This window comes from Streptomyces boetiae (genome assembly GCF_031845405.1).
Classification (GTDB): Bacteria; Actinomycetota; Actinomycetes; order Streptomycetales; family Streptomycetaceae; genus Streptomyces; species Streptomyces boetiae.
In genome coordinates this window covers 16,251-33,867 of sequence record NZ_JAVREN010000007.1, presented here as the reverse complement: position 1 = coordinate 33,867, position 17,617 = coordinate 16,251, and the positions used below count along the sequence as shown (strand labels likewise).

Sequence of the window (17,617 nt, the reverse complement as noted above, 5' to 3'; positions counted from 1 at the left end):
GCCGGGAGCGCGCGCCGCCCCGGGCGTTCCCGCGCGCCGCCCCGGCCGCTTCCGGGCGCGCCCCCGCGCTACAGCGGCGCGGACACGGCGAAGCGGGTCATGCCCTCCGCGAAGGAGACGCGGGGGCGCCAGCCGAGCTCGGCGCGCAGGCGGGCGGATGAGGCCGTGATGTGGCGGACGTCGCCCAGGCGGAACTCCCCGGTGACCACCGGGGACGGCCCCCCGAGCGCCGAGGCCAGGGCGCGGGCCAGCTCTCCGACGGTGTGCGGCTCGCCGCTGCCGGTGTTGTACGCGCGCAGGGACCCTGCCGGGGCGTCCGCGAGGGAGGCCAGCGCCAGGACGTTGGCCGCGGCGACGTCCTCCACGTGCACGAAGTCGCGCCGCTGGCCGCCGTCCTCGAAGACCCGCGGCGGCTCGCCGCGCTCCAGGGCGGAGCGGAAGAGCGCGGCCACCCCGGCGTAGGGCGTGTCCAGCGGCATGCCGTCGCCGTAGACGTTGTGGTAGCGCAGGCTGACGGCGCGCCCCCCGGTGGCCCGGGCCCAGGCGGCGGCCAGGTGCTCCTGGGCGAGCTTGGTCGCGGCGTAGACGTTGCGCGGATCGGCCGGGGCGTCCTCCGCCACCGGGCCGGGGACCAGCGGCGCGCCGCACGCGGGGCCCGGCGGCTCGAAACGGCCCCGCTCCAGGTCCGCGGGGGTCCGCGGGCCCGGGCGCACCCGCCCGTGCCGGGGACAGTCGTAGCGGCCCTCGCCGTAGACCACCATGGAGCCGGCCAGCACCAGGGAGCGCACGCCCGCCGCGGCCATCGCGGAGAGCAGCACGGCGGTGCCCAGGTCGTTGGTCCCCACGTAGGCGGGCGCGTCCGCGAAGTCCGTGCCCAGGCCCACCATCGCGGCCTGGTGGCAGACGGCGTCCACGCCGCGCAGCGCCCCGGCGACGGCGGCGGGGTCCCTGACGTCGGCGGCCACCGCGGCGGCCGGCCGCCCGGGGGGCCGCAGGTCCAGGATCACGGGCTCGTGACCGGCGGCCGACAGGGCCGCGACGACGTGCGAGCCGATGAAGCCCGCGCCTCCGGTGATCAGTACGCGCATGCAGCCACGCTAGCGGCGCCCCGGGCCCGCGCGGCCGGCCGCGGGCCTGCCGTCAGCGTTCCGTAAGACCGGGGGCGTCCGGCGGGGCGGACTGCTCCCAGGGGACGCTCAGCCAGGGGCTCTCGGGGTCGGTGCTGAGGATCTTGTGGACGGCGACCATGTCGGTGTACCAGTCCCCGAACTCCTCGCTGTCGAAGTGGAGGCAGCGCCCGAGGACGAAGCCGGTCGCGAACTCGGCCCAGGAGCGGTACACCTGGCGGGCGCCCTCGCCCGCGCGCAGCAGCGCCTGCTCGGTCTCGGCGCGTTCGGCGAAGCGGGCGCCCAGGCCCCAGCGGGCCATGGCGGAGGCGCGGCCGAAGTCCCAGGCCAGGACGGACCGGACGCAGGTGTCGCCGGGCAGCAGGCCGTCGGCGCGGAAGCGGGCCTCGTAGCGCAGGACGCGGCCGATCAGCCCGTGGACCAGGTCGATGTCGGCGTCGAGGTCGAACGCCGGGGGCCGCCCGGTGGCGTCGACCACCTCGGCGGTCCGGGAGACCAGCACCCGCTCGGCCGTCTGCCGCCACTGCCCCGCGTCGGGGGCCGCGCCGTACTCCTGGACCAGGGCCTGCCGCACGCGCAGGGTGAACTCCCAGGCGGGCGGGAGAACTTCACCGCGCAGCAGCCGCTCGACGGTGTCCAGCCAGCCGGCCCGGGTGGTGACGTCCCACCAGCTGCGCAGCAGCTCCTTCTCCTCGGTGTAGCCGGCCCACTGCCAGCCGAGGTGGTTCCACAGGGAGCCGTGGTTGACCAGCAGCAGCGCGCCGCAGGCCATGCCGTGGGCCAGCGGGTCGTGCCGGTGTCCCGTCCAGAGGGTCTTGAGCTGCTCCTCGGGCGCGGCGTTCCGCGCGTGCCGCTTCCAGCGCTTGGGGTCGGCGGGCAGGAAGGTCTCCACCGGCGTACCGGGGTTGACGGCCAGCCAGCGGATGGTCCGGGGCCAGGCGCGGGCGAGGTGCCGCAGCTCGCTGCGTTCGAAGACGCGGTCGCCGTCCGGCGGGGCGAGCATGCCGCGGGTGAAGACGGCCAGCGCGAAGCCGTCGAACTTCGGGTCGCGGAATGGCCGGAAGGGGATGCTGCGGGGAACGGCGTCCATCAGCTCGCGGGACATCGGCAGGTAGAGGTCGGTGGCGGCCAGGACGTCGAAGAAGGCCGGCCAGTTCTCGCTGAGGCCCGCTTCGTACAGGCGGTGCTCCACCGCCGTGGGCGCCTGCCACGGCGGCAGGTCCTCCGAAGCCCCCTCGATCCCCATGCGCCCGACTCTAGCGGGCGCGGCGCCCCGGCCGGAACTCGCGCGAACGCGGGCTCCGGCCGGGAGCGGCGTGTCCGGCCGGGTGTGGCGTGTCCGGCCGGGGGCGGCGTGTCCGGCCGGGGCGGCCGGCCCGGCGGCTAGGCGCGGCGGGCGCCCCGGGCCAGGTCGGCGGCCAGGGCGCGGACCTCGGCCAGGGCCGCGGCCTCGTCCTGGGGGTGGTCGAGGAGGCGCCGGACGAAGGCCGAGCCGACGATGACGCCGTCCGCGAAGGCGGCGACCTCGGCGGCCTGGCGGGCGTCGGAGACGCCCAGGCCCACGCAGACCGGCAGGGCGGTGGTGGCCCGCACCCGGCTCACCAGACCGGCGGCATCCCGGCTGACACTCTCGCGGGTGCCGGTGACGCCCATCAGCGAGGCCGCGTAGACGAAGCCGCTCCCGGCGGCCGTGACGGCGGCGATCCGCTCGTCGCGGCTGCTGGGCGCCACGACGAAGACGGTGGCCAGGCCGTGCTGCGCGGCGGCCTTGCGCCACGCCTCGGACTCCTCCACGGGCAGGTCGGGCAGGATGCAGCCCGCGCCGCCCGCCTCGGCCAGCTCCGCGGCGAACCGCTCGGGGCCGTAGCGGTCCACCGGGTTCCAGTACGTCATGCACAGCACCGGAACGCCCGTGGCGGCGTGCACCTCGCGGATCGTGCGCAGCACCCCGGCGATGCGGATGCCGCCGCGCAGGGCGATGTCGTCGGCGGTCTGGATGACGGGGCCGTCGAGGACCGGGTCGCTGTGGGGCAGGCCGATCTCGATGACGTCGCAGCCGCCTTGGGCCATCGCGGTGGCGGCGCGGATGCCGCCCTCCAGGGTGGGGAACCCGGCCGGGAAGTAGCCGACGAGGGCGGCGCGGTTCTCCTCGCGCGCCGCGGCGAGGACGGCGCCGAGCGCCTGGGCGTTCCCGCTCACTTCTGTGCCTCCTCGGCCTCGCCGGCGCGCTCGTCGTACAGGCCGAACCAGCGGGCCGCGGTGTCCATGTCCTTGTCGCCGCGCCCGGAGAGGTTGGCCACGATCAGGCCCTCGGGGCCCAGCTCCCGGCCCAGCTCCAGCACGCCTGCCAGCGCGTGGGCGCTCTCGATGGCCGGGATGATGCCCTCGGTGCGGGAGAGCAGCCGCAGCGCGAGCATCGCGTCCTCGTCGGTGACGGGGCGGTACTCGCCGCGGCCCGCGTCCTTGAGGTAGGCGTGCTCGGGGCCGATGCCGGGGTAGTCCAGGCCGGCGGAGATGGAGTAGGGCTCGGTGATCTGGCCCTCCTCGTCCTGGAGGACGTAGCTGCGGGAGCCGTGCAGGATGCCGGGCTCGCCCGCGGTGAGGGTGGCGGCGTGCTCGCCGGAGTCGACGCCGCGCCCGGCGGCCTCGCAGCCGACGAGGCGGACGCCCTCGTCGGGGAGGAAGGCGTGGAAGAGGCCGATGGCGTTGGACCCGCCGCCGACGCAGGCGACGGCGGCGTCGGGCAGCCGGCCGGCGCGCTCCAGCACCTGGGCCCTGGCCTCGACGCCGATCACGCGCTGGAAGTCGCGGACCAGCGCGGGGAAGGGGTGGGGGCCGCCGACGGTGCCGAAGAGGTAGTGGGTGTGGCCGACGTTGGCGACCCAGTCGCGGAACGCCTCGTTGATGGCGTCCTTCAGGGTGCGGCTGCCGGAGGAGACGGGAACGACCTCGGCGCCCAGGATGCGCATCCTGGCGACGTTGAGGGCCTGGCGGCGGGTGTCCACCTCGCCCATGTAGATGGTGCACTCCAGGCCGAACAGCGCGCAGGCGGTGGCGGTGGCCACGCCGTGCTGGCCGGCGCCGGTCTCGGCGATCACGCGGGTCTTGCCCATGCGGCGGGTGAGGAGCGCCTGGCCGAGCACGTTGTTGATCTTGTGGGAGCCGGTGTGGTTGAGGTCCTCCCGCTTGAGGAAGACGCGGGCGCCCCCGGCGTGCTCGGCGAAGCGCGGCACCTCGGTCAGCGGGCTGGGGCGTCCGGTGTAGTGGACGAGCATCTCGTTCAGCTCGGCGGCGAAGGCCGGGTCGTCCTTGGCCTTGGCGTACTCGGCGGCCACCTCCTCGACGGCGGCCCGCAGGGCCTCCGGAATGAAGGTGCCGCCGTACGCGCCGAAGTATCCCCCGGCGTCGGGGACCCGCCCCTCGGGGTCGGGAAAGAAGTGCTGTGCGGACATGATCGGGTGTGAATGCCTTCCGGACGAATGCGTGCTGAACGGACGAACTGAACGAACGGAACGACGACGGCACGGCCGAACTTACCGGGCCCCGCCCGGGTCCCCGCCCCGGCACGGTGCCCTGCCCGGGCCGGGACGCCCGAGCGCTGCGCGCGGCCCCCTACCGGGGACGACCACACGCGGCGGCGGGGCCCGCCCCGCGGGCGGGAACGGCCACTCGGCGCGGTGCCCTCCCTGGCGGGAACGACCGCACCCTGCGGACGGTTTCGCCCCGGCGCGACGCCCTGCCCGGGCGGGGACTGCCGCACACGGTGCGGCGCCCATCGCCTGGGCGAACACCCTCCGCCTGCGCGGCAGCGACCCCACGCGGTGCGCGGTCCGCCCCGGCGGGCAGGCTGCGCGCGGCGGGCCCGGAGCCTCGGCAGCGCCCCACCTGGGGGAGGGATGCGGTCCTCACCCAGGCGGGAGGCACCGCCACGGCAGGTGCCCTTCCTGCGCGGAAGCGAGCCCCGCCTCGATACGGTGCCCGCCCTGGTGGGAACGACCGCACGCGGCGGGCTCGGCCCCTGGGCAGAGCCTCGTCCGGGCTGCGGGCGACCCCACGCGGTGCACGGGCGCTCCCCGGCGGGAGAGCCGTCTCGCCTGAGCGGCACGCCCCACGCGGTTCCTTCGCCGGAGGCGAGGTCGCCGGTGTCGAGGGGCGCGCGGCGTGGAGGGGCGGTCAGGCCGTCGTCGGGACGGCGCGCCATCGGCGGCCGTTGATCTGGCCGGGCTCGCTGCCGATGTGGTAGCGGACGCGGCGCCCGAGGGCGCGGCGGGCCGGGGCGCGGCAGCCGCGGACGGGGTGGCGGGCGGGCACGGCGCTCAGCGGCCCTGCCGCAGCGCGGGGTGCGTCCCCGCGGCCACGAGGTCGGCGACGGCGGAGCGGGGGTCCCGGCCGGTGACCAGGGACTCGCCCACGAGCACCGCGTCGGCGCCGTCGTTGGCGTAGGCGATCAGGTCGTGCGGGCCGCGCACGCCCGACTCGGCGATCTTGACGACGTCGTCGGGGATCTCAGGGGCGACCCGCGCGAACGTGCCGCGGTCCACCTCCAGCGTCTTGAGGTTGCGCGCGTTCACGCCGATGATGCGGGCGCCCGCGTCCACCGCGCGCTGGACCTCCTCCTCGTCGTGCACCTCGACCAGGGGCGTCAGGCCCAGGGACACCGCGCGCTCCACGAGCGATACCAGCGCGGGCTGCTCCAGCGCGGCCACGATCAGCAGCACCAGGTCGGCGCCGTGCGCGCGGGCCTCCCAGAGCTGGTAGGAGGTGACGATGAAGTCCTTGCGCAGCACCGGGAGGTCGACCCGGGCGCGGACGGCCGCCAGGTCCTCCAGGGAGCCGCCGAAGCGGCGGCGCTCGGTGAGGACGGAGATCGCGGCGGCGCCGCCCGCCTCGTAGTCGGCGGCGAGGCCGGCGGGGTCGGCGATGGCGGCCAGCGCGCCCTTGGAGGGGCTGGAGCGCTTGACCTCACAGATGACGGCCACGCCCTCGCCCTTGAGCGCCGCCACGCCGTCCTTCGCCGGGGGGACCTTCGCCGCGGTCTCCTTGAGGTCGTCGAGGCTCACGCGTGCCTGCCGCTCGGCGAGGTCGGCGCGGACTCCCTCGATGATCTCGTCGAGCACACTCACGCGACTGGCCCCTTCCTGTCGGTACGGGCGGATCAAACCATCTCGATGGTATCGGGCACCGGGCGGAGCGGTCGCTTCCGCCCGGCTGACGGACAACGCCCCAGGTCAGGGCGTCAGCGCCGCACCCGCCTCAAGGTTGCGCAGGATCGTGAAGGCCGCCGTGCCCAGCAGCGCGGGGGCGGGCGCGCGGAGCGCGCGGGAGCCGGGAGCGCGCGCCCGGGGCGCCGGGTGTGCCCGCAACGGGGAACGGCCCCGCGCCGCCCGCAGCAGCCAGCCCGCGAGGACGACGGCCCAGGCGGCGAACGCGGCGACCGCCAGGGCGTTGGCCCCCAGCGCGGCGGCCGGGTCGCCGTGGGCGAGGGCGTGCGCGCTGCGCAGGCCGCCGCAGCCGGGGCAGTACAGGCCCCACCACGCCAGCACCGGGCAGGCGGGGAACACCCCGGGCCGCCCCGGGTCGGCGGCGGCGACGAACGCGAGGGCCGCCGCCGTCACCGCGGCGGCGGCCAGGGGCGCGGCGAGGGCGGACGGCGTGGGGCGCATGGCCCCAGGCTGACCGCCCGCGCCGGGTGCGGCAACGCGACGGGCGCGCCGGGAGGCTCAGCCGCCGACGGTCGCCTGCTCCGCCTCGGAGTCGGGCGCCGCGGACTGGGCGGGAACGGTGGCCGTGCCGGCGCCGGGCCGGTGCGCGGGCGCCTGGGCCGGGGGCTGGCCCAGACCCATGGAGCGCATGATCAGGCCGACGACGCCGCCCAGCGCCACGATGACCGCACCCGCGGCCACGCCCAGCGGCTGCGCCATCACCGTGAACGCGCCGCCGACGCCGAACCCGACGAAGGCGATGAGGACACCGGTCCAGGCGGCGGGGGTGTTTCCGTGGTGGTACTCGCGGGCCATTGCGTGCTCCTCGTGGGTCAGGAATCCTGGGCGGCGCTCCCGGGGCGCGCGCGCCCGCAGCCATTGTCGCAGGCGGCCCGGCGTCCCCGGCCGGGACCCCCGGGGGTTCCCGGGAGGCCCTAGGTGGGGTCCTCGCCGCGGTCCAGGGCGCGCCAGATGTCCTCGGGCCGGTCCGGGTCGAAGGGCGCGCCCGCCGCGGCGGCGCGGGGGCGCGGACCTCGGCGCGCGGAGCGTTCGTAGCGCCCGGACATGGCGGGCCAGTGGCGGCCGTAGGTGAGGGCGAGCAGCCCGGCGCACAGCAGCAGCAGGCCGCCGAGGGCGGAGACCCAGGGCCAGCCGGTGTGGCTGACGGAGCTGACGGCGGCGCTGGTGAGGCCCATGGTCTCGGCCGCGTTGGTCTCCAGCGCGTCGGTGTCGCCCGCGCCGAGGAGGGCCGCGCCCAGGGCTCCGGCGCCGCTGAGGGCCAGCACGGAGGAGACGACGGTGCGGCCGGCGCGGCGGACCGCGAAGACGGCGACCAGCGCGGCGAGCCCGACGAGGGCGAGCGCGCTGGGCAGCCCGGAGACGGCGGACCCGCTGGCGGTGACCGGGAGTTCCGCGGCGCCCGCGGCGGCCTCGCCCTCGCCCCAGGTCTGGCCCGCGGCGATCAGCACCACGGCGGCGCCCGCCGCGCCGCTGAGCAGGGCGGCGGCGAGCGCCCGGCGGGTCGCGCCGGCGGCGGTGGCGGGGGGACCGGCGGGCCGGCCGGCGGGGTCAGGCGTCACGCCTCCACGCTACCGCGCAGCCCGTCGGCGGCGGCCACGGCCCGGAGGACGGCGGCGGCCTTGCTCCGGCACTCGTCGTCCTCGGAGAGCGGGTCGGAGTCCGCGACGACCCCGGCCCCGGCCTGCACGTAGGCGGTGCCGTCGCGCAGGACGGCGGTGCGGATGGCGATGGCGGTGTCGGCGTCCCCGGCGAAGTCGAGGTAGCCGACGCAGCCGCCGTACAGGCCGCGCCGGGTGGGCTCCAGCTCCTCGATGATCTGCATGGCGCGCGGCTTGGGCGCCCCGGAGAGCGTGCCGGCGGGGAAGCAGGCGGTGAGGGCGTCGAAGGCGGTGCGGCCCTCGTCGAGCCGGCCGGTGACGGTGGAGACGATGTGCATCACGTGGCTGTAGCGCTCGATCGCCATGAAGTCGAGGACCTCGACGCTGCCGGGGGCGCAGACCCGGCCCAGGTCGTTGCGGCCCAGGTCCACGAGCATCAGGTGCTCGGCGCGCTCCTTGGGGTCGGCCAGCAGCTCCTCGGCCAGCTCGGCGTCGCGCTGCGGGGTCTCCCCGCGCGGGCGGGTGCCGGCGATGGGGTGGAGCATGGCTCGGCCGTCCTCGACCTTGACCAGGGCCTCGGGGCTGGAGCCGACGACGTCGAAGCCGTCGAAGCGCAGCAGGTACATGTACGGGCTGGGGTTGGTGGCGCGCAGCACCCGGTAGACGTCCAGGGCGGGCGCCGGGCAGGGGGCCTCGAACCGCTGGGAGGGCACGACCTGGAACGCGTCCCCCGCGCGGATGAACTCCTTGACCCGCTCCACGGCGTGCTGGAACTCGAAGCCGCCCCAGCGGGCGGTGAAGAACGGCATCGAGGGCGGCGGCAGCTGCGCGGGGGCGAGGGAGACGGGGCGGGCCAGGTCGGCGGCCATGGCGTCCAGCCGGGCCACGGCGTCGGCGTGGGCCGCCTCGGCGTACGCCTCGGGGTCGCTCTCCCCCGGGCCCGCGCCCCAGGCGTTGGCGATGAGCAGGACCGTGCCGTCGCGGTGGTCGAGGACGGCGAGGTCGGAGGCGAGCAGCATGGTCAGCTCGGGCAGGGGCAGCTCGTTGCGCGGGTCGCGGGGGGAGTTGCCGATGGCCTCCAGGCGGCGGACGACGTCGTAGCCGAGGTAGCCGACCATGCCGCCGGTGAACGGGGGCAGTTCGGGGTCGCGCGGGGTGTGCAGGGCCTGGAGGGTGGCGCGCAGCACCTGAAGCGGGTCGCCGGTGCGCGGGACGCTGTCGGGGGGCGTGCCCAGCCAGCGGGCCTCGCCGTCCTCGACGGTCAGGGCGGCGACGCTGCGCACGCCGATGAAGGAGTACCGCGACCAGGTGCGGCCGTTCTCGGCGGACTCCAGGAGGAACGTCCCGGGCCGCTCGCCGGCCAGCTTGCGGTACAGCGCGATCGGGGTGTCCCCGTCGGCGAGGAGCCTGCGGGTGACGGGGATCACCCGGCGGTCCTTGGCGAGGACCCGGAAGCGGTCGAGGTCTGGCGTTGCCCTGCCGGTGGTCATGCCCGTGGAGCCTAGTGCCCGGCGGGGGCGGGCGCGCCGGGGTCCAGCCGGCCGGCGTCGAAACAGGTGCGGTCGCCGGTGTGGCAGGCGGCGCCGACCTGGTCGACGCGGACGAGGACGGTGTCCCCGTCGCAGTCCAGGGAGACGGACTTCACGTGCTGGACGTGGCCGGAGGTGTCGCCCTTGACCCAGTACTCGCGGCGGCTGCGGCTCCAGTAGGTGCAGCGGCCGGTGGTGAGGGTGCGGTGCAGGGCCTCGTCGTCCATCCACCCGAGCATCAGCACCTCGCCCGTGTCGTACTGCTGCGCGATGGCGGCCACCAGGCCGTCGGGGGTCCGCTTCAGGCGCCCGGCGATGGCGGGATCGAGGGCGGACGGCCGGCCCGGTGAGGGCGTTGTGCTGGACATACGTCCATTCTGCCGCGCCTCGGGGCGTTGTCGGTCCCGGCCTCTAGGGTGGGGGCATGTCTACCCATGCCAAGCGTGAACGGCTGCTTCTGGCCGAATTGTTGGAGACCGCGGGGCCCGAGGCCCCGACGCTGTGCGCGGGCTGGACGGCCCGGGACCTGGCCGCGCACCTGGTGATCCGCGAGCGCCGCCCGGACGCGGCCGGCGGCATCCTGATCAAGCCGCTGGCGGCGCGGGGCGAGCGGGTGCGCGAGGAGTTCGCGGCCCGGCCCTTCGACGAGCTGCTCCGGCTCTTCCGCGGCGGGCCGCCGCGGGTCTCGCCCTTCGCCCTGAAGCAGGTGGACGAGGCGGCGAACGTCGTGGAGTTCTTCGTGCACGGCGAGGACGTGCGGCGGGCCCAGCCGGACTGGTCGCCGCGGGAGCTGGACCCGGTGTTCGCGGACGTGCTGTGGAGGCGCCTTGAGACGGCGGCGCGGATCATGGGCCGCCGCAGCCCGGCCGGGCTGGTGCTGCGGCGGCCGGACGGCCAGACGGCGGTGGCCCGCAGGGGAACGCCCGTGGTGACGGTGACCGGGGACCCGGGCGAGCTGCTGCTGTTCGCGTTCGGGCGGCAGGCCGCGGCGCGGGTGACCACCGAGGGCGACAAGGAGGCGGTGGCCGAGGTGCGGCGGGCCCCGCTGGGCCTGGGCTGAGCAGCCCGGAGCCGCCGCCCGGCGCGGGGCTCCCGGGCCGCCGCCGGGCGGGTCAGGGAGCGGGATTGCGGATCGCCTCCAGGACGGGGTGGCGGCCGTCCCCGGCCGGGCCCGCGGCGAGCGCGGCGGCGTAGAGGCGGGCGTTGGCGGCGGGCAGGCCGTCGTCCAGGCCGGCCTCCCGGTAGGCGTCGCGGACGTGCTCGGTGCCGGCGGCCATCATGCCCAGGCCGCTGAGCGCGTCCGAGTAGGCGTTCTCGTCGAACTCCCGGGTCAGCTCCCGCAGGATGCCCAGCGGGCCGTCCGCGGCCACGGCGTTGAGCAGGTCGGCGACGTAGGGGCGGGCCTCCCCGGCCTTGACCCCGGCCGTTCCCAGCAGCGCGGCGACGTGGGCGTAGCCGGTGAGCAGGCTGGTGAAGACCAGCAGCATGGCCTGGTACCAGACCATCGCCAGGCCCGGGTCCTCGCCGCGGTGGTCGAGGGCGCTGAGGACGGCCAGCGTCTCGCGGTGCTCCTCCAGCGCGGCCCGGGGCCCGCTGTAGAAGGTGTACGCGCCGGGCTTGCCGACGGCCGGGGGCGGGACCATGATCCCGCCGGTGATCAGCTCGGCCCCGCGGCCCGAGGCCCAGCGGGCGGCCTCGCGCAGCCGCTCGGGGGTGTCGGAGCTGAGGTTGGCCAGCACCCGCCCCTGGAGGTGGGAGCGGTCCACGGGGCCGAGGATGTCGTGCATGGCACCGTAGTCGAGCAGGCTCAGGACGGTGAGCGGGGAGGCGGCCACGGCCTCGGCCGGGGAGGCGGCGAGGGTGGCGCCGCGGGCGACGAGGGGCTCGGCGCGGGAGGCGGTGCGGTTCCAGACGGTGACGGGGTGGCCTGCGGCGAGCAGCGCCTCGGCCATGGCGGTGCCCATCGCGCCGAGGCCGATGACGGTGACGGGCGGGCGCGCGGGGGACGACGGGGCGGCGTTGGGCGTGGACACGGGGCGGGTCCTCTCGTTGCGGTGCGGGGCGTCGCGGGTGTCGCGGGCGCCGGCGTGCGGTCGGTGCACGTGAGCGCCACGGTGCCCCGGGCCGCTTCGGTTTCCCTACGGGCCGGCCACGGGCCCCGCACCGGGCCGCCCCGGGCCGCCGCCCGCGGGGCCGCTCCCCCGGCCGGGCCGACGAGCGCGCCGTTAACCTGGCCGCATGCGCTTCGGGGTGCTCGGTCCGCTGGCCGTGTGGACGGACGAGGGCACGCCGGTGGCCGTGCGGGACACCAAGGTCCGCGCGCTGCTGGCGGACCTTCTCGCCCACGCCGGGCAGCCGGTCCCGGCCGGCCGGCTGATCGAGGACCTGTGGGGCGAACGCCCGCCGCGCAACCCCGCCGGGACGCTCCAGGCCCGCGTCTCCCAGTTGCGCGGGGCGCTGGCCGCCGCCGGCCCCGGCGGGCGGGAGCTGCTGGTGCGCCGCCCGGCCGGGTACGTGCTGCGCGTGCCGCGGCAGGCGGTGGACGCGCACCGCTTCGAGGACCTGGCCGCCGAGGCGGCGCGGGCGGGCGAGCCGGGGGCCCGGGCGGCGCTTCTGGGCGAGGCGCTGTCGCTGTGGCGCGGCCCGGCGTACGCGGACTTCGCGGACCACGCCTTCGCGCGAACGGCCGTGGCGGGCCTGGAGGAACGCCGGCTGGCGGCGTTCGAGGCGCGGGCGGAGGCCCGGTGGGAGCTGGGCGAGCACGAGGCGCTGGCCGCCGAGCTGGCGGGCCCGGTGGCCGCGCACCCGCTGCGGGAGCGGCTGCGGGCGGTGCACCTGCGGGCGTTGTACCGCAGCGGGCGCACGCGGGAGGCGCTGGCCGGGTACGAGGAACTGCGGGCGGCGCTGGCCGGGGAGCTGGGCGCCGACCCGGGCCCGGAGCTGCGGGAGCTGCACCGGGCGATGCTGGCCCAGGACCCGGCGCTGGCGGCCGGGCCGCGTACCAACCTGCCCGCCTCGCTGGGGGAGTTGATCGGCCGGGGGGCGGACCTCGGGGCGGCGGCCGGGCTGCTGGCCGCCGCGCGCCTGGTGACCCTGACCGGCCCGGGCGGGGTGGGCAAGACGCGGCTGGCGCTGGCCACGGCGGAGCGGGTGGCGGGGGCCTTCCCGGGCGGGGTGTGGCTGGTGGAGCTGGCCGGGGCGGAGGCCCGGGCCGCGGGCGGCGGAACGGACGGGGTGACGGCGGCGGTCGCGGCGGTGCTGGGGGTGCGGGAGGACGTGGGGCCGGGCGCCGCCCCGGCCGCGGGGCCCCCGGCCTGGCAGCGGGTGGCCGAGGCGCTGGCCGGGCGCCGGGCGCTGCTGGTGCTGGACAACTGCGAGCACGTGGCGGAGGCGGCGGCGAGGCTGGTGGGCCGGCTGCTGAGGGCCGCGCCGGAGCTGCGGGTCCTGGCCACCAGCCGGGAGCCGCTGGGGCTGACCGGGGAGCACCTGCGGGCGGTGGAGCCGCTGGAGCTGCCGCCGCCGGGGGCGCCGGCCGCGGAGGCCTTCGCGGCGGTGCGGCTGTTCGTGGCGCGGGCGGCGGCGGCCTCGGGAGGGGCGTTCGCGCTGGAGCCGGGGAACGCGGCGGAGGTGGCGGCGGTCTGCCGGCGGCTGGACGGGATCCCGCTGGCCCTCGAACTGGCGGCGGCCCGGGTGCGGGCGCTGGGCGTGCGGGAGCTGGCCGCCCGGCTGGACGACCGGTTCCGGGTGCTGGCCGCCGGGCCCCGGGACGCGCCGGAGCGGCAGCGGACACTGCGCGCGGTGCTCGACTGGAGCTGGGACCTGCTGACCGGCCCCGAACGCGCGCTGCTGCGGCGGCTGTCGGTGCACGCGGGCGGCTGGGCGCTCCCGGCCGCCGAGGCGCTGGGGGCCGGGGAGGAGCCGGGCCCGGCGGAGGGACCCTGCGGCCCCGGCGCTGCCGATGCTCCCGACGCCGTGGCGGTGCTGGCCCGGCTGGTGGACCGCTCGCTGGTGGTGGCGGGGCCCGAGGGCCGCTACCGGCTGCTGGAGTCGGTCGCCGCCTACGGGCTCGAACGCCTGCGGGAGGCCGGCGAGGAGGAGGCGGCCCGGTCCCGGCACGCCGCGTTCCACCTGGCGCTGGCCGAGCGCGCCGCGCCGCTGCTGCGCGGCCCGGAGCAACGGCCGTGGCTGGAGCGGCTGGACGCGGAGGCGGGGAACCTGGGCGGCGCCCTGGAGTGGGCGCTCGCGGCCAAGGACGCCGGGTACGCGCTGCGGCTGGTCAACGCCCTGGCCTGGTACTGGTTCCTGCGCGGGCGGCTGGGCGAGGCGCGGTGCTCCTTCGAGGCGGCGCTGGCCCTGCCGGGCCCGGTGGACGCCCGGCGGGCGGCGGCGACGGCCTGGCACGCGGGTCTGACGGCCACCGCCGCGGGCGCGGCGGGCGCGGGCCGGGAGGAGGAGGTGCTGGCGCTCTACGGGCCCGGCGGGGTGGACGATCCCCCGGGCCTGGCGCGGGCGCGGTGGTTCCTGAGCCTGACGCGCTGGGCCTTCGGGGACCACCGGGCGCACGAGGCGTGGGTGGACCGGGCGCTGGCCGCCTTCCGGGCGCTGGGCGACACGTGGGGAACGGCCGCGGCGCTGGCGACCCGGGCGCGGCTGGCCGTGGGGCGGGCGGACTTCGCGGGGATGGAGCGCGACGGACGCGCGAGCCTGGACCTGTTCGAGCGTCTGGGCGACGCGTGGGGGCGCCTGGAGGCGGGGTACGCGCTGGGCGTGGTGGCGGAGGTCCGCGGAGACTACGAGGCGGCGGCCGACGTGCTGCGGGAGGGGCTGCGGCTGGCCGAGGGCCTGGGCATGTGGACCGAGGCGTCCTTCCGGCTCTCGGGCCTGGGCCGGATCGCGCTGCTGACGGGCGATCTGGAGCGGTCGCGGGAGCTGCATCAGCGGGCCGCGCGGCTGGCGGCCGAGCACTCCGACCGCCCGGCCGAGGAGTTCGCCGACATCGGCCTGGCGCTGGTGGCCCGGCGGCAGGGGCGGCCGGACGAGGCGGAGGCCCTTCTGCGCAAGTGGCTCGACTGGCTTCGCGGCGTGGAGGGCACGGGCGGACTGGCGTTCGTCACCGCGCAGTTGGGCTTCGTGGCGGAGCAGCGCGGCGACGCGGCGGGCGCGCTGCGCCTCCAGCGGGAGGCGTACGAGGCGGCTCGGCGCACCGGGGACCCGCGGGCGCTGGCCCTGGCGCTGGAGGGGCTGGCGGGCGCGCGGGCCCTCTCCGGGCGACCGGCGCACGCGGCGCGGCTGCTGGGCGCGGCCGAGTCCCTGCGGCGCGGGGTCGGGGCGCCGCTGCCCCCGGGGGAACGGCACGACGTGGCCCGCGTCGAGGAGGCGGCGCGGGCCGCGCTCGGCCGGGAGGCCTTTGAAGCCGAACGGGCCCGCGGCGCCGGACTCGCCCCCGAGGCGGCGGCGAGCGTTTGGATTCCGGACTGACGCGTGCCCACTATAGCCGGGTGGGTTTGAAGAGCAAACCCGCACCCGCGAGGTGATCTAAGGTGGAGGCCATGGCCAGCAAGACGCAGCGACCCTGCTCGATCGCCGGCACCCTGGGCGTGATCGGCGAGAAGTACTCCGTCCTCGTGCTCCGGGAGGTCTTTCTCGGCGTGCGCCGCTTCGACGCCATCGCGCGGAACGTGGGCGCCCCGCGCGACGTGCTGGCGGCGCGGCTGCGCCGCCTGGTCGAGCGGGGCGTCCTCGAACGCGTCCTCTACCAGGACCGCCCCGAGCGCTACGAGTACCGGCTGACCCAGGCCGGGCGCGAGCTGCGCCCGGTGCTGCTGACCCTGATGGCCTGGGGAGACAAACACCTGGGCCACGAGCCCCCGGTCATCTTCGAGCACGACTGCGGGAACGACCTGCTGCCCGTGACCGTCTGCGCCCACTGCCGCGCGGAGGTGGCGGAGGGGTCCCTCAGGGCCCGCCACGCGGACCCCGCGTGGGCGGCGGGGTGAACGGGCCTCCCGCCAGGCCCGCCTGACGCGGGCGAGCCGGGCGGAGCCCGAGCGGCCGGGTGACCCGCCCGGCGCCGGGGGCCCGCCGTGCGGAGCGCGGGCCCGCGGCGCCGTGCGGCGGCGCGGCGGTGAGGGGCGGGCGTCAGGAGCAGCAGGCGCAGGAGGCGAGGGCGTCCCAGCCGACGGTGGCGAAGACGTAGGCGGCCGACACCATGGTCATGTGGTGGTGCCAGCCGCGGAAGGAGCGGCCCTCGAAGTCCCGCAGGCCGAAGTTCTGCTCCAGCTTCTGCATGTCCTCACGGCTGCGCGGCTCCAGGCGGGCCAGGGCCATGAGGTCGTCGATGCGGTGGTCCATGAGGTTGGTGACCCAGAAGCGGACGGCCTGACCCCCGGGCGCGATCTCGGTGAGCAACCGGGCCGCCTTGGGCGGGGCGCCGTTGGCCGCCGGGATCTTGGTGAGCGAGGAGCGGACGAACGAACGCCTGGCCGCGGGCGAGGCCACGGGCACCGCGTGGTGCCGGTGGCCGGTCAGGGCGTGTAAGTACTCCCGGGCCGTGATGACCTTCTCCAGCGGGCCGCGGGCGAAGCGGGAGCGGGAGCGCGGGGCGTGCGGGACCGCCGCGGGCTCCGGCGGCTCGGCGACCTCCACCAGGAACGGCAGGTCGCGGGCGGCGAGTTCGCGCAGCAGGGCCGTGCCGTTCCCCGTCTGCCGGGCGCTGGCCACCACGGGGACGCGCATCAGCCCCCAGCGTTCCGACATCTCCTCCAGCATCCCGGCGGCCTCCAGCCACTCGGGGCGGGGCTCGACGTGGTCGGGGATGTGGGCCGCCTTCCTGATGCGCTGGCCCTCCCAGGACTTGGGCAGCAGGATGCGCCAGTTGACCGGGAGGCTGGAGGCTGGCGTGACCAGGGAGACCGCGAGGCCGATCTGGCAGTTCACCATCCGGCCGGCCTCGGGGAGGAACTGCCGCTCCACCCCCACGGAGCGGTCGCCCCGCTTGGGTATGACCACCCGGCTGAGGACCCACGCCTGGGGCGGGGCCACCGACTGGACGTAACGGGCGAGGAGGGCGCGGACGGGCGCCCACCGCCACGGACTCTGATTGATGAACTGCTGGAGTGACTGATGGGCCGGCATCGCCAGAATATTCTCAGCAATTTTACGCACCGATTTCTTTCCCTCGACGGACAGAAGACCCCTGAGATAGACCTCCGCCCACCTTCGCTGGTCAACGCGTGGGAGCCCGCAGAACACCTCCCCGGCGTACGAGGCGATGGGATCGCGGGCGATTCTCGGAACGACATCATTCGCAAGCATGGCGTGAACACCCCCGGGTGCTCGCTCGGTCGTGGTCCAGCCTCATGTTTCACAGTGCGTAGGGTGACGGGCAAGCAGGACCTAACGTAGTTGCTGAATCTCGTCCCAACAAGTCATGCGGGCCGGATACTTGGGATTTCCGACCCCGGGTCCGGCGTTTGACGCGAACCGGAGCGCCGGCCCCGAGAAGCACACGGAAGAAAACCGCACGAAGGTCCAAATTTTACCTTGCTTTAACATTGCGGCAGAGCAATTCACGGGCATCGCCGCCCGATTCGGGCGTTCGGCGGCGGTGAAGGGCCCGCGCTGCGGGCGCGAACGCCCGGAGCGGGGGGGGCACCGGCTCGGGTGGCCCGCCGTGCCGCGATCATGGGGGCGGCACGATCGTGGCGCCCGCCGGCCGGGCACCCCGCGTTCCCGGCTCCCCGGGCGCGGGGACGGCGGCCGGGGGCCGGCCGCGTGGCAACGGAACTCGCTGCGGAAGGAGACGACATGGCCCGTGCACCCGCGATGCCGGTCGAAGCCAAGGTGCAGATCATCCTCAGTGTCCTCTCCGGCCGGACGTCGGCGGCCGAGGAGGCCCGCCGGCACGGGGTGTCCGGCCAGACGATCAGCATGTGGAAGAAGCAGTTCATCGAGGGCGGCCGGGCCGGCCTCGCGGGTGAGCTGCGCGAGCACCCCTGCGATGTGCGGGAGCTGCGCCGGGAGATCGAGCGGCTGAAGATCGCGCTGGGCGAGGCCCACCTGAAGCTGCGCTGGCAGCGGCAGGACGACGCGGCGGCCGGCTGCTGCACGCCGCCCGCCGCGTAGCACGGCAAGGCAAGGCA

The 17,617-nt window shown here is 76.9% G+C and carries 17 protein-coding genes; 4 read left to right on the top strand and 13 right to left on the bottom strand.

Going from position 1 to position 17,617, the window contains the following annotated elements:
* Positions 1-68: 68 nt before the first annotated feature.
* From RM780_RS06715 to hisI, 11 genes are all read right to left on the bottom strand, one after another.
* On the bottom strand, positions 69-1,088 hold the full coding sequence (locus tag RM780_RS06715) for an NAD-dependent epimerase/dehydratase family protein (protein WP_311629593.1): 1,020 nt from the start codon (positions 1,086-1,088) through the stop codon (positions 69-71).
* 52 nt (positions 1,089-1,140) lie between these two features.
* Positions 1,141-2,373, bottom strand: coding sequence for a DUF1266 domain-containing protein (locus RM780_RS06710; RefSeq protein WP_311629592.1), 1,233 nt, complete (start codon positions 2,371-2,373; stop codon positions 1,141-1,143).
* 137 nt (positions 2,374-2,510) lie between these two features.
* Positions 2,511-3,326 (bottom strand): tryptophan synthase subunit alpha, encoded by an 816-nt coding sequence (gene trpA, locus RM780_RS06705; protein WP_311629591.1) that lies wholly within the window; start codon positions 3,324-3,326, stop codon positions 2,511-2,513.
* The gene (gene trpB, locus RM780_RS06700) at positions 3,323-4,579 is read right to left on the bottom strand and encodes a tryptophan synthase subunit beta (protein WP_311629590.1); all 1,257 of its coding nucleotides are present in this window, start codon (positions 4,577-4,579) and stop codon (positions 3,323-3,325) included. Before trpB ends, trpA begins: the two co-directional genes overlap by 4 nt.
* A gap of 721 nt (positions 4,580-5,300) precedes the next feature.
* Positions 5,301-5,447, bottom strand: a complete 147-nt coding sequence (trpM, locus tag RM780_RS06695) for a tryptophan biosynthesis modulator TrpM (protein ID WP_394812908.1) — start codon at positions 5,445-5,447, stop codon at positions 5,301-5,303.
* On the bottom strand, positions 5,444-6,250 hold the full coding sequence (gene trpC / locus RM780_RS06690; protein WP_311629587.1) for an indole-3-glycerol phosphate synthase TrpC: 807 nt from the start codon (positions 6,248-6,250) through the stop codon (positions 5,444-5,446). The genes trpM and trpC overlap by 4 nt, the downstream gene beginning before the upstream one ends.
* A gap of 105 nt (positions 6,251-6,355) precedes the next feature.
* Entirely contained in the window at positions 6,356-6,790 is a 435-nt protein-coding gene (locus RM780_RS06685) for a DUF2752 domain-containing protein (RefSeq protein ID WP_311629586.1), read from the bottom strand.
* Between the two features lie 57 nt (positions 6,791-6,847).
* Positions 6,848-7,144 carry an HGxxPAAW family protein gene (locus tag RM780_RS06680; RefSeq protein ID WP_311629585.1) on the bottom strand — a complete coding sequence of 99 codons (297 nt, stop codon included), beginning with the start codon at positions 7,142-7,144 and terminating at the stop codon, positions 6,848-6,850.
* A 119-nt stretch (positions 7,145-7,263) separates the two neighbouring features.
* Complete coding sequence (locus RM780_RS06675) at positions 7,264-7,908, bottom strand: TIGR02234 family membrane protein (protein WP_311629584.1); 645 nt, start codon at positions 7,906-7,908, stop codon at positions 7,264-7,266.
* Entirely contained in the window at positions 7,905-9,437 is a 1,533-nt protein-coding gene (locus RM780_RS06670) for an anthranilate synthase component I (protein WP_311629583.1), read from the bottom strand. Before RM780_RS06670 ends, RM780_RS06675 begins: the two co-directional genes overlap by 4 nt.
* Positions 9,438-9,448: 11 nt before the next feature.
* Positions 9,449-9,844 (bottom strand): phosphoribosyl-AMP cyclohydrolase, encoded by a 396-nt coding sequence (gene hisI, locus RM780_RS06665; protein WP_311629582.1) that lies wholly within the window; start codon positions 9,842-9,844, stop codon positions 9,449-9,451.
* Positions 9,845-9,900: 56 nt separating this feature from the next.
* Between hisI and RM780_RS06660 the strand changes: the two genes are divergently transcribed.
* Entirely contained in the window at positions 9,901-10,536 is a 636-nt protein-coding gene (locus RM780_RS06660) for a TIGR03085 family metal-binding protein (RefSeq protein WP_311629581.1), read from the top strand.
* A gap of 52 nt (positions 10,537-10,588) precedes the next feature.
* Here RM780_RS06660 and RM780_RS06655 read toward each other — a convergent pair whose 3' ends face one another.
* Positions 10,589-11,578: an NAD(P)-dependent oxidoreductase gene (locus RM780_RS06655; protein WP_311629580.1), complete on the bottom strand. Its 990-nt coding sequence runs from the start codon at positions 11,576-11,578 to the stop codon at positions 10,589-10,591.
* Between the two features lie 136 nt (positions 11,579-11,714).
* Here RM780_RS06655 and RM780_RS06650 point away from each other — a divergent pair, with 136 nt between their 5' ends.
* Together RM780_RS06650 and RM780_RS06645 are read left to right on the top strand one after the other, a co-directional pair.
* The gene (locus RM780_RS06650; protein ID WP_311629579.1) at positions 11,715-14,954 is read left to right on the top strand and encodes an ATP-binding protein; all 3,240 of its coding nucleotides are present in this window, start codon (positions 11,715-11,717) and stop codon (positions 14,952-14,954) included.
* A 71-nt stretch (positions 14,955-15,025) separates the two neighbouring features.
* Entirely contained in the window at positions 15,026-15,472 is a 447-nt protein-coding gene (locus tag RM780_RS06645; RefSeq protein ID WP_311629578.1) for a winged helix-turn-helix transcriptional regulator, read from the top strand.
* Positions 15,473-15,614: 142 nt separating this feature from the next.
* Here RM780_RS06645 and RM780_RS06640 read toward each other — a convergent pair whose 3' ends face one another.
* Positions 15,615-16,790: an IS701 family transposase gene (locus RM780_RS06640; protein WP_311629577.1), complete on the bottom strand. Its 1,176-nt coding sequence runs from the start codon at positions 16,788-16,790 to the stop codon at positions 15,615-15,617.
* A 492-nt stretch (positions 16,791-17,282) separates the two neighbouring features.
* On the opposite strand from RM780_RS06640, the gene RM780_RS06635 reads away from it, so the two are divergent.
* On the top strand, positions 17,283-17,600 hold the full coding sequence (locus RM780_RS06635) for a transposase (RefSeq protein ID WP_311629576.1): 318 nt from the start codon (positions 17,283-17,285) through the stop codon (positions 17,598-17,600).
* Positions 17,601-17,617 lie beyond the last annotated feature (17 nt).

What these genes read in the sequence shown, in the direction of transcription:
- trpB (WP_311629590.1), bottom strand. Translation starts at nt 4,579, where the DNA reads ATGTCCGCACAGCACTTCTTTCCCGACCCCGAGGGGCGGGTCCCCGAC.
- RM780_RS06650 (WP_311629579.1), top strand. Translation starts at nt 11,715, where the DNA reads ATGCGCTTCGGGGTGCTCGGTCCGCTGGCCGTGTGGACGGACGAGGGC.
- RM780_RS06635 (WP_311629576.1), top strand. Translation starts at nt 17,283, where the DNA reads ATGGCCCGTGCACCCGCGATGCCGGTCGAAGCCAAGGTGCAGATCATC.
- RM780_RS06670 (WP_311629583.1), bottom strand. Translation starts at nt 9,437, where the DNA reads ATGACCACCGGCAGGGCAACGCCAGACCTCGACCGCTTCCGGGTCCTC.
- RM780_RS06680 (WP_311629585.1), bottom strand. Translation starts at nt 7,144, where the DNA reads ATGGCCCGCGAGTACCACCACGGAAACACCCCCGCCGCCTGGACCGGT.
- hisI (WP_311629582.1), bottom strand. Translation starts at nt 9,844, where the DNA reads ATGTCCAGCACAACGCCCTCACCGGGCCGGCCGTCCGCCCTCGATCCC.
- RM780_RS06660 (WP_311629581.1), top strand. Translation starts at nt 9,901, where the DNA reads ATGTCTACCCATGCCAAGCGTGAACGGCTGCTTCTGGCCGAATTGTTG.
- RM780_RS06715 (WP_311629593.1), bottom strand. Translation starts at nt 1,088, where the DNA reads ATGCGCGTACTGATCACCGGAGGCGCGGGCTTCATCGGCTCGCACGTC.
- RM780_RS06645 (WP_311629578.1), top strand. Translation starts at nt 15,026, where the DNA reads ATGGCCAGCAAGACGCAGCGACCCTGCTCGATCGCCGGCACCCTGGGC.
- RM780_RS06640 (WP_311629577.1), bottom strand. Translation starts at nt 16,790, where the DNA reads ATGCTTGCGAATGATGTCGTTCCGAGAATCGCCCGCGATCCCATCGCC.
- RM780_RS06710 (WP_311629592.1), bottom strand. Translation starts at nt 2,373, where the DNA reads ATGGGGATCGAGGGGGCTTCGGAGGACCTGCCGCCGTGGCAGGCGCCC.
- RM780_RS06685 (WP_311629586.1), bottom strand. Translation starts at nt 6,790, where the DNA reads ATGCGCCCCACGCCGTCCGCCCTCGCCGCGCCCCTGGCCGCCGCCGCG.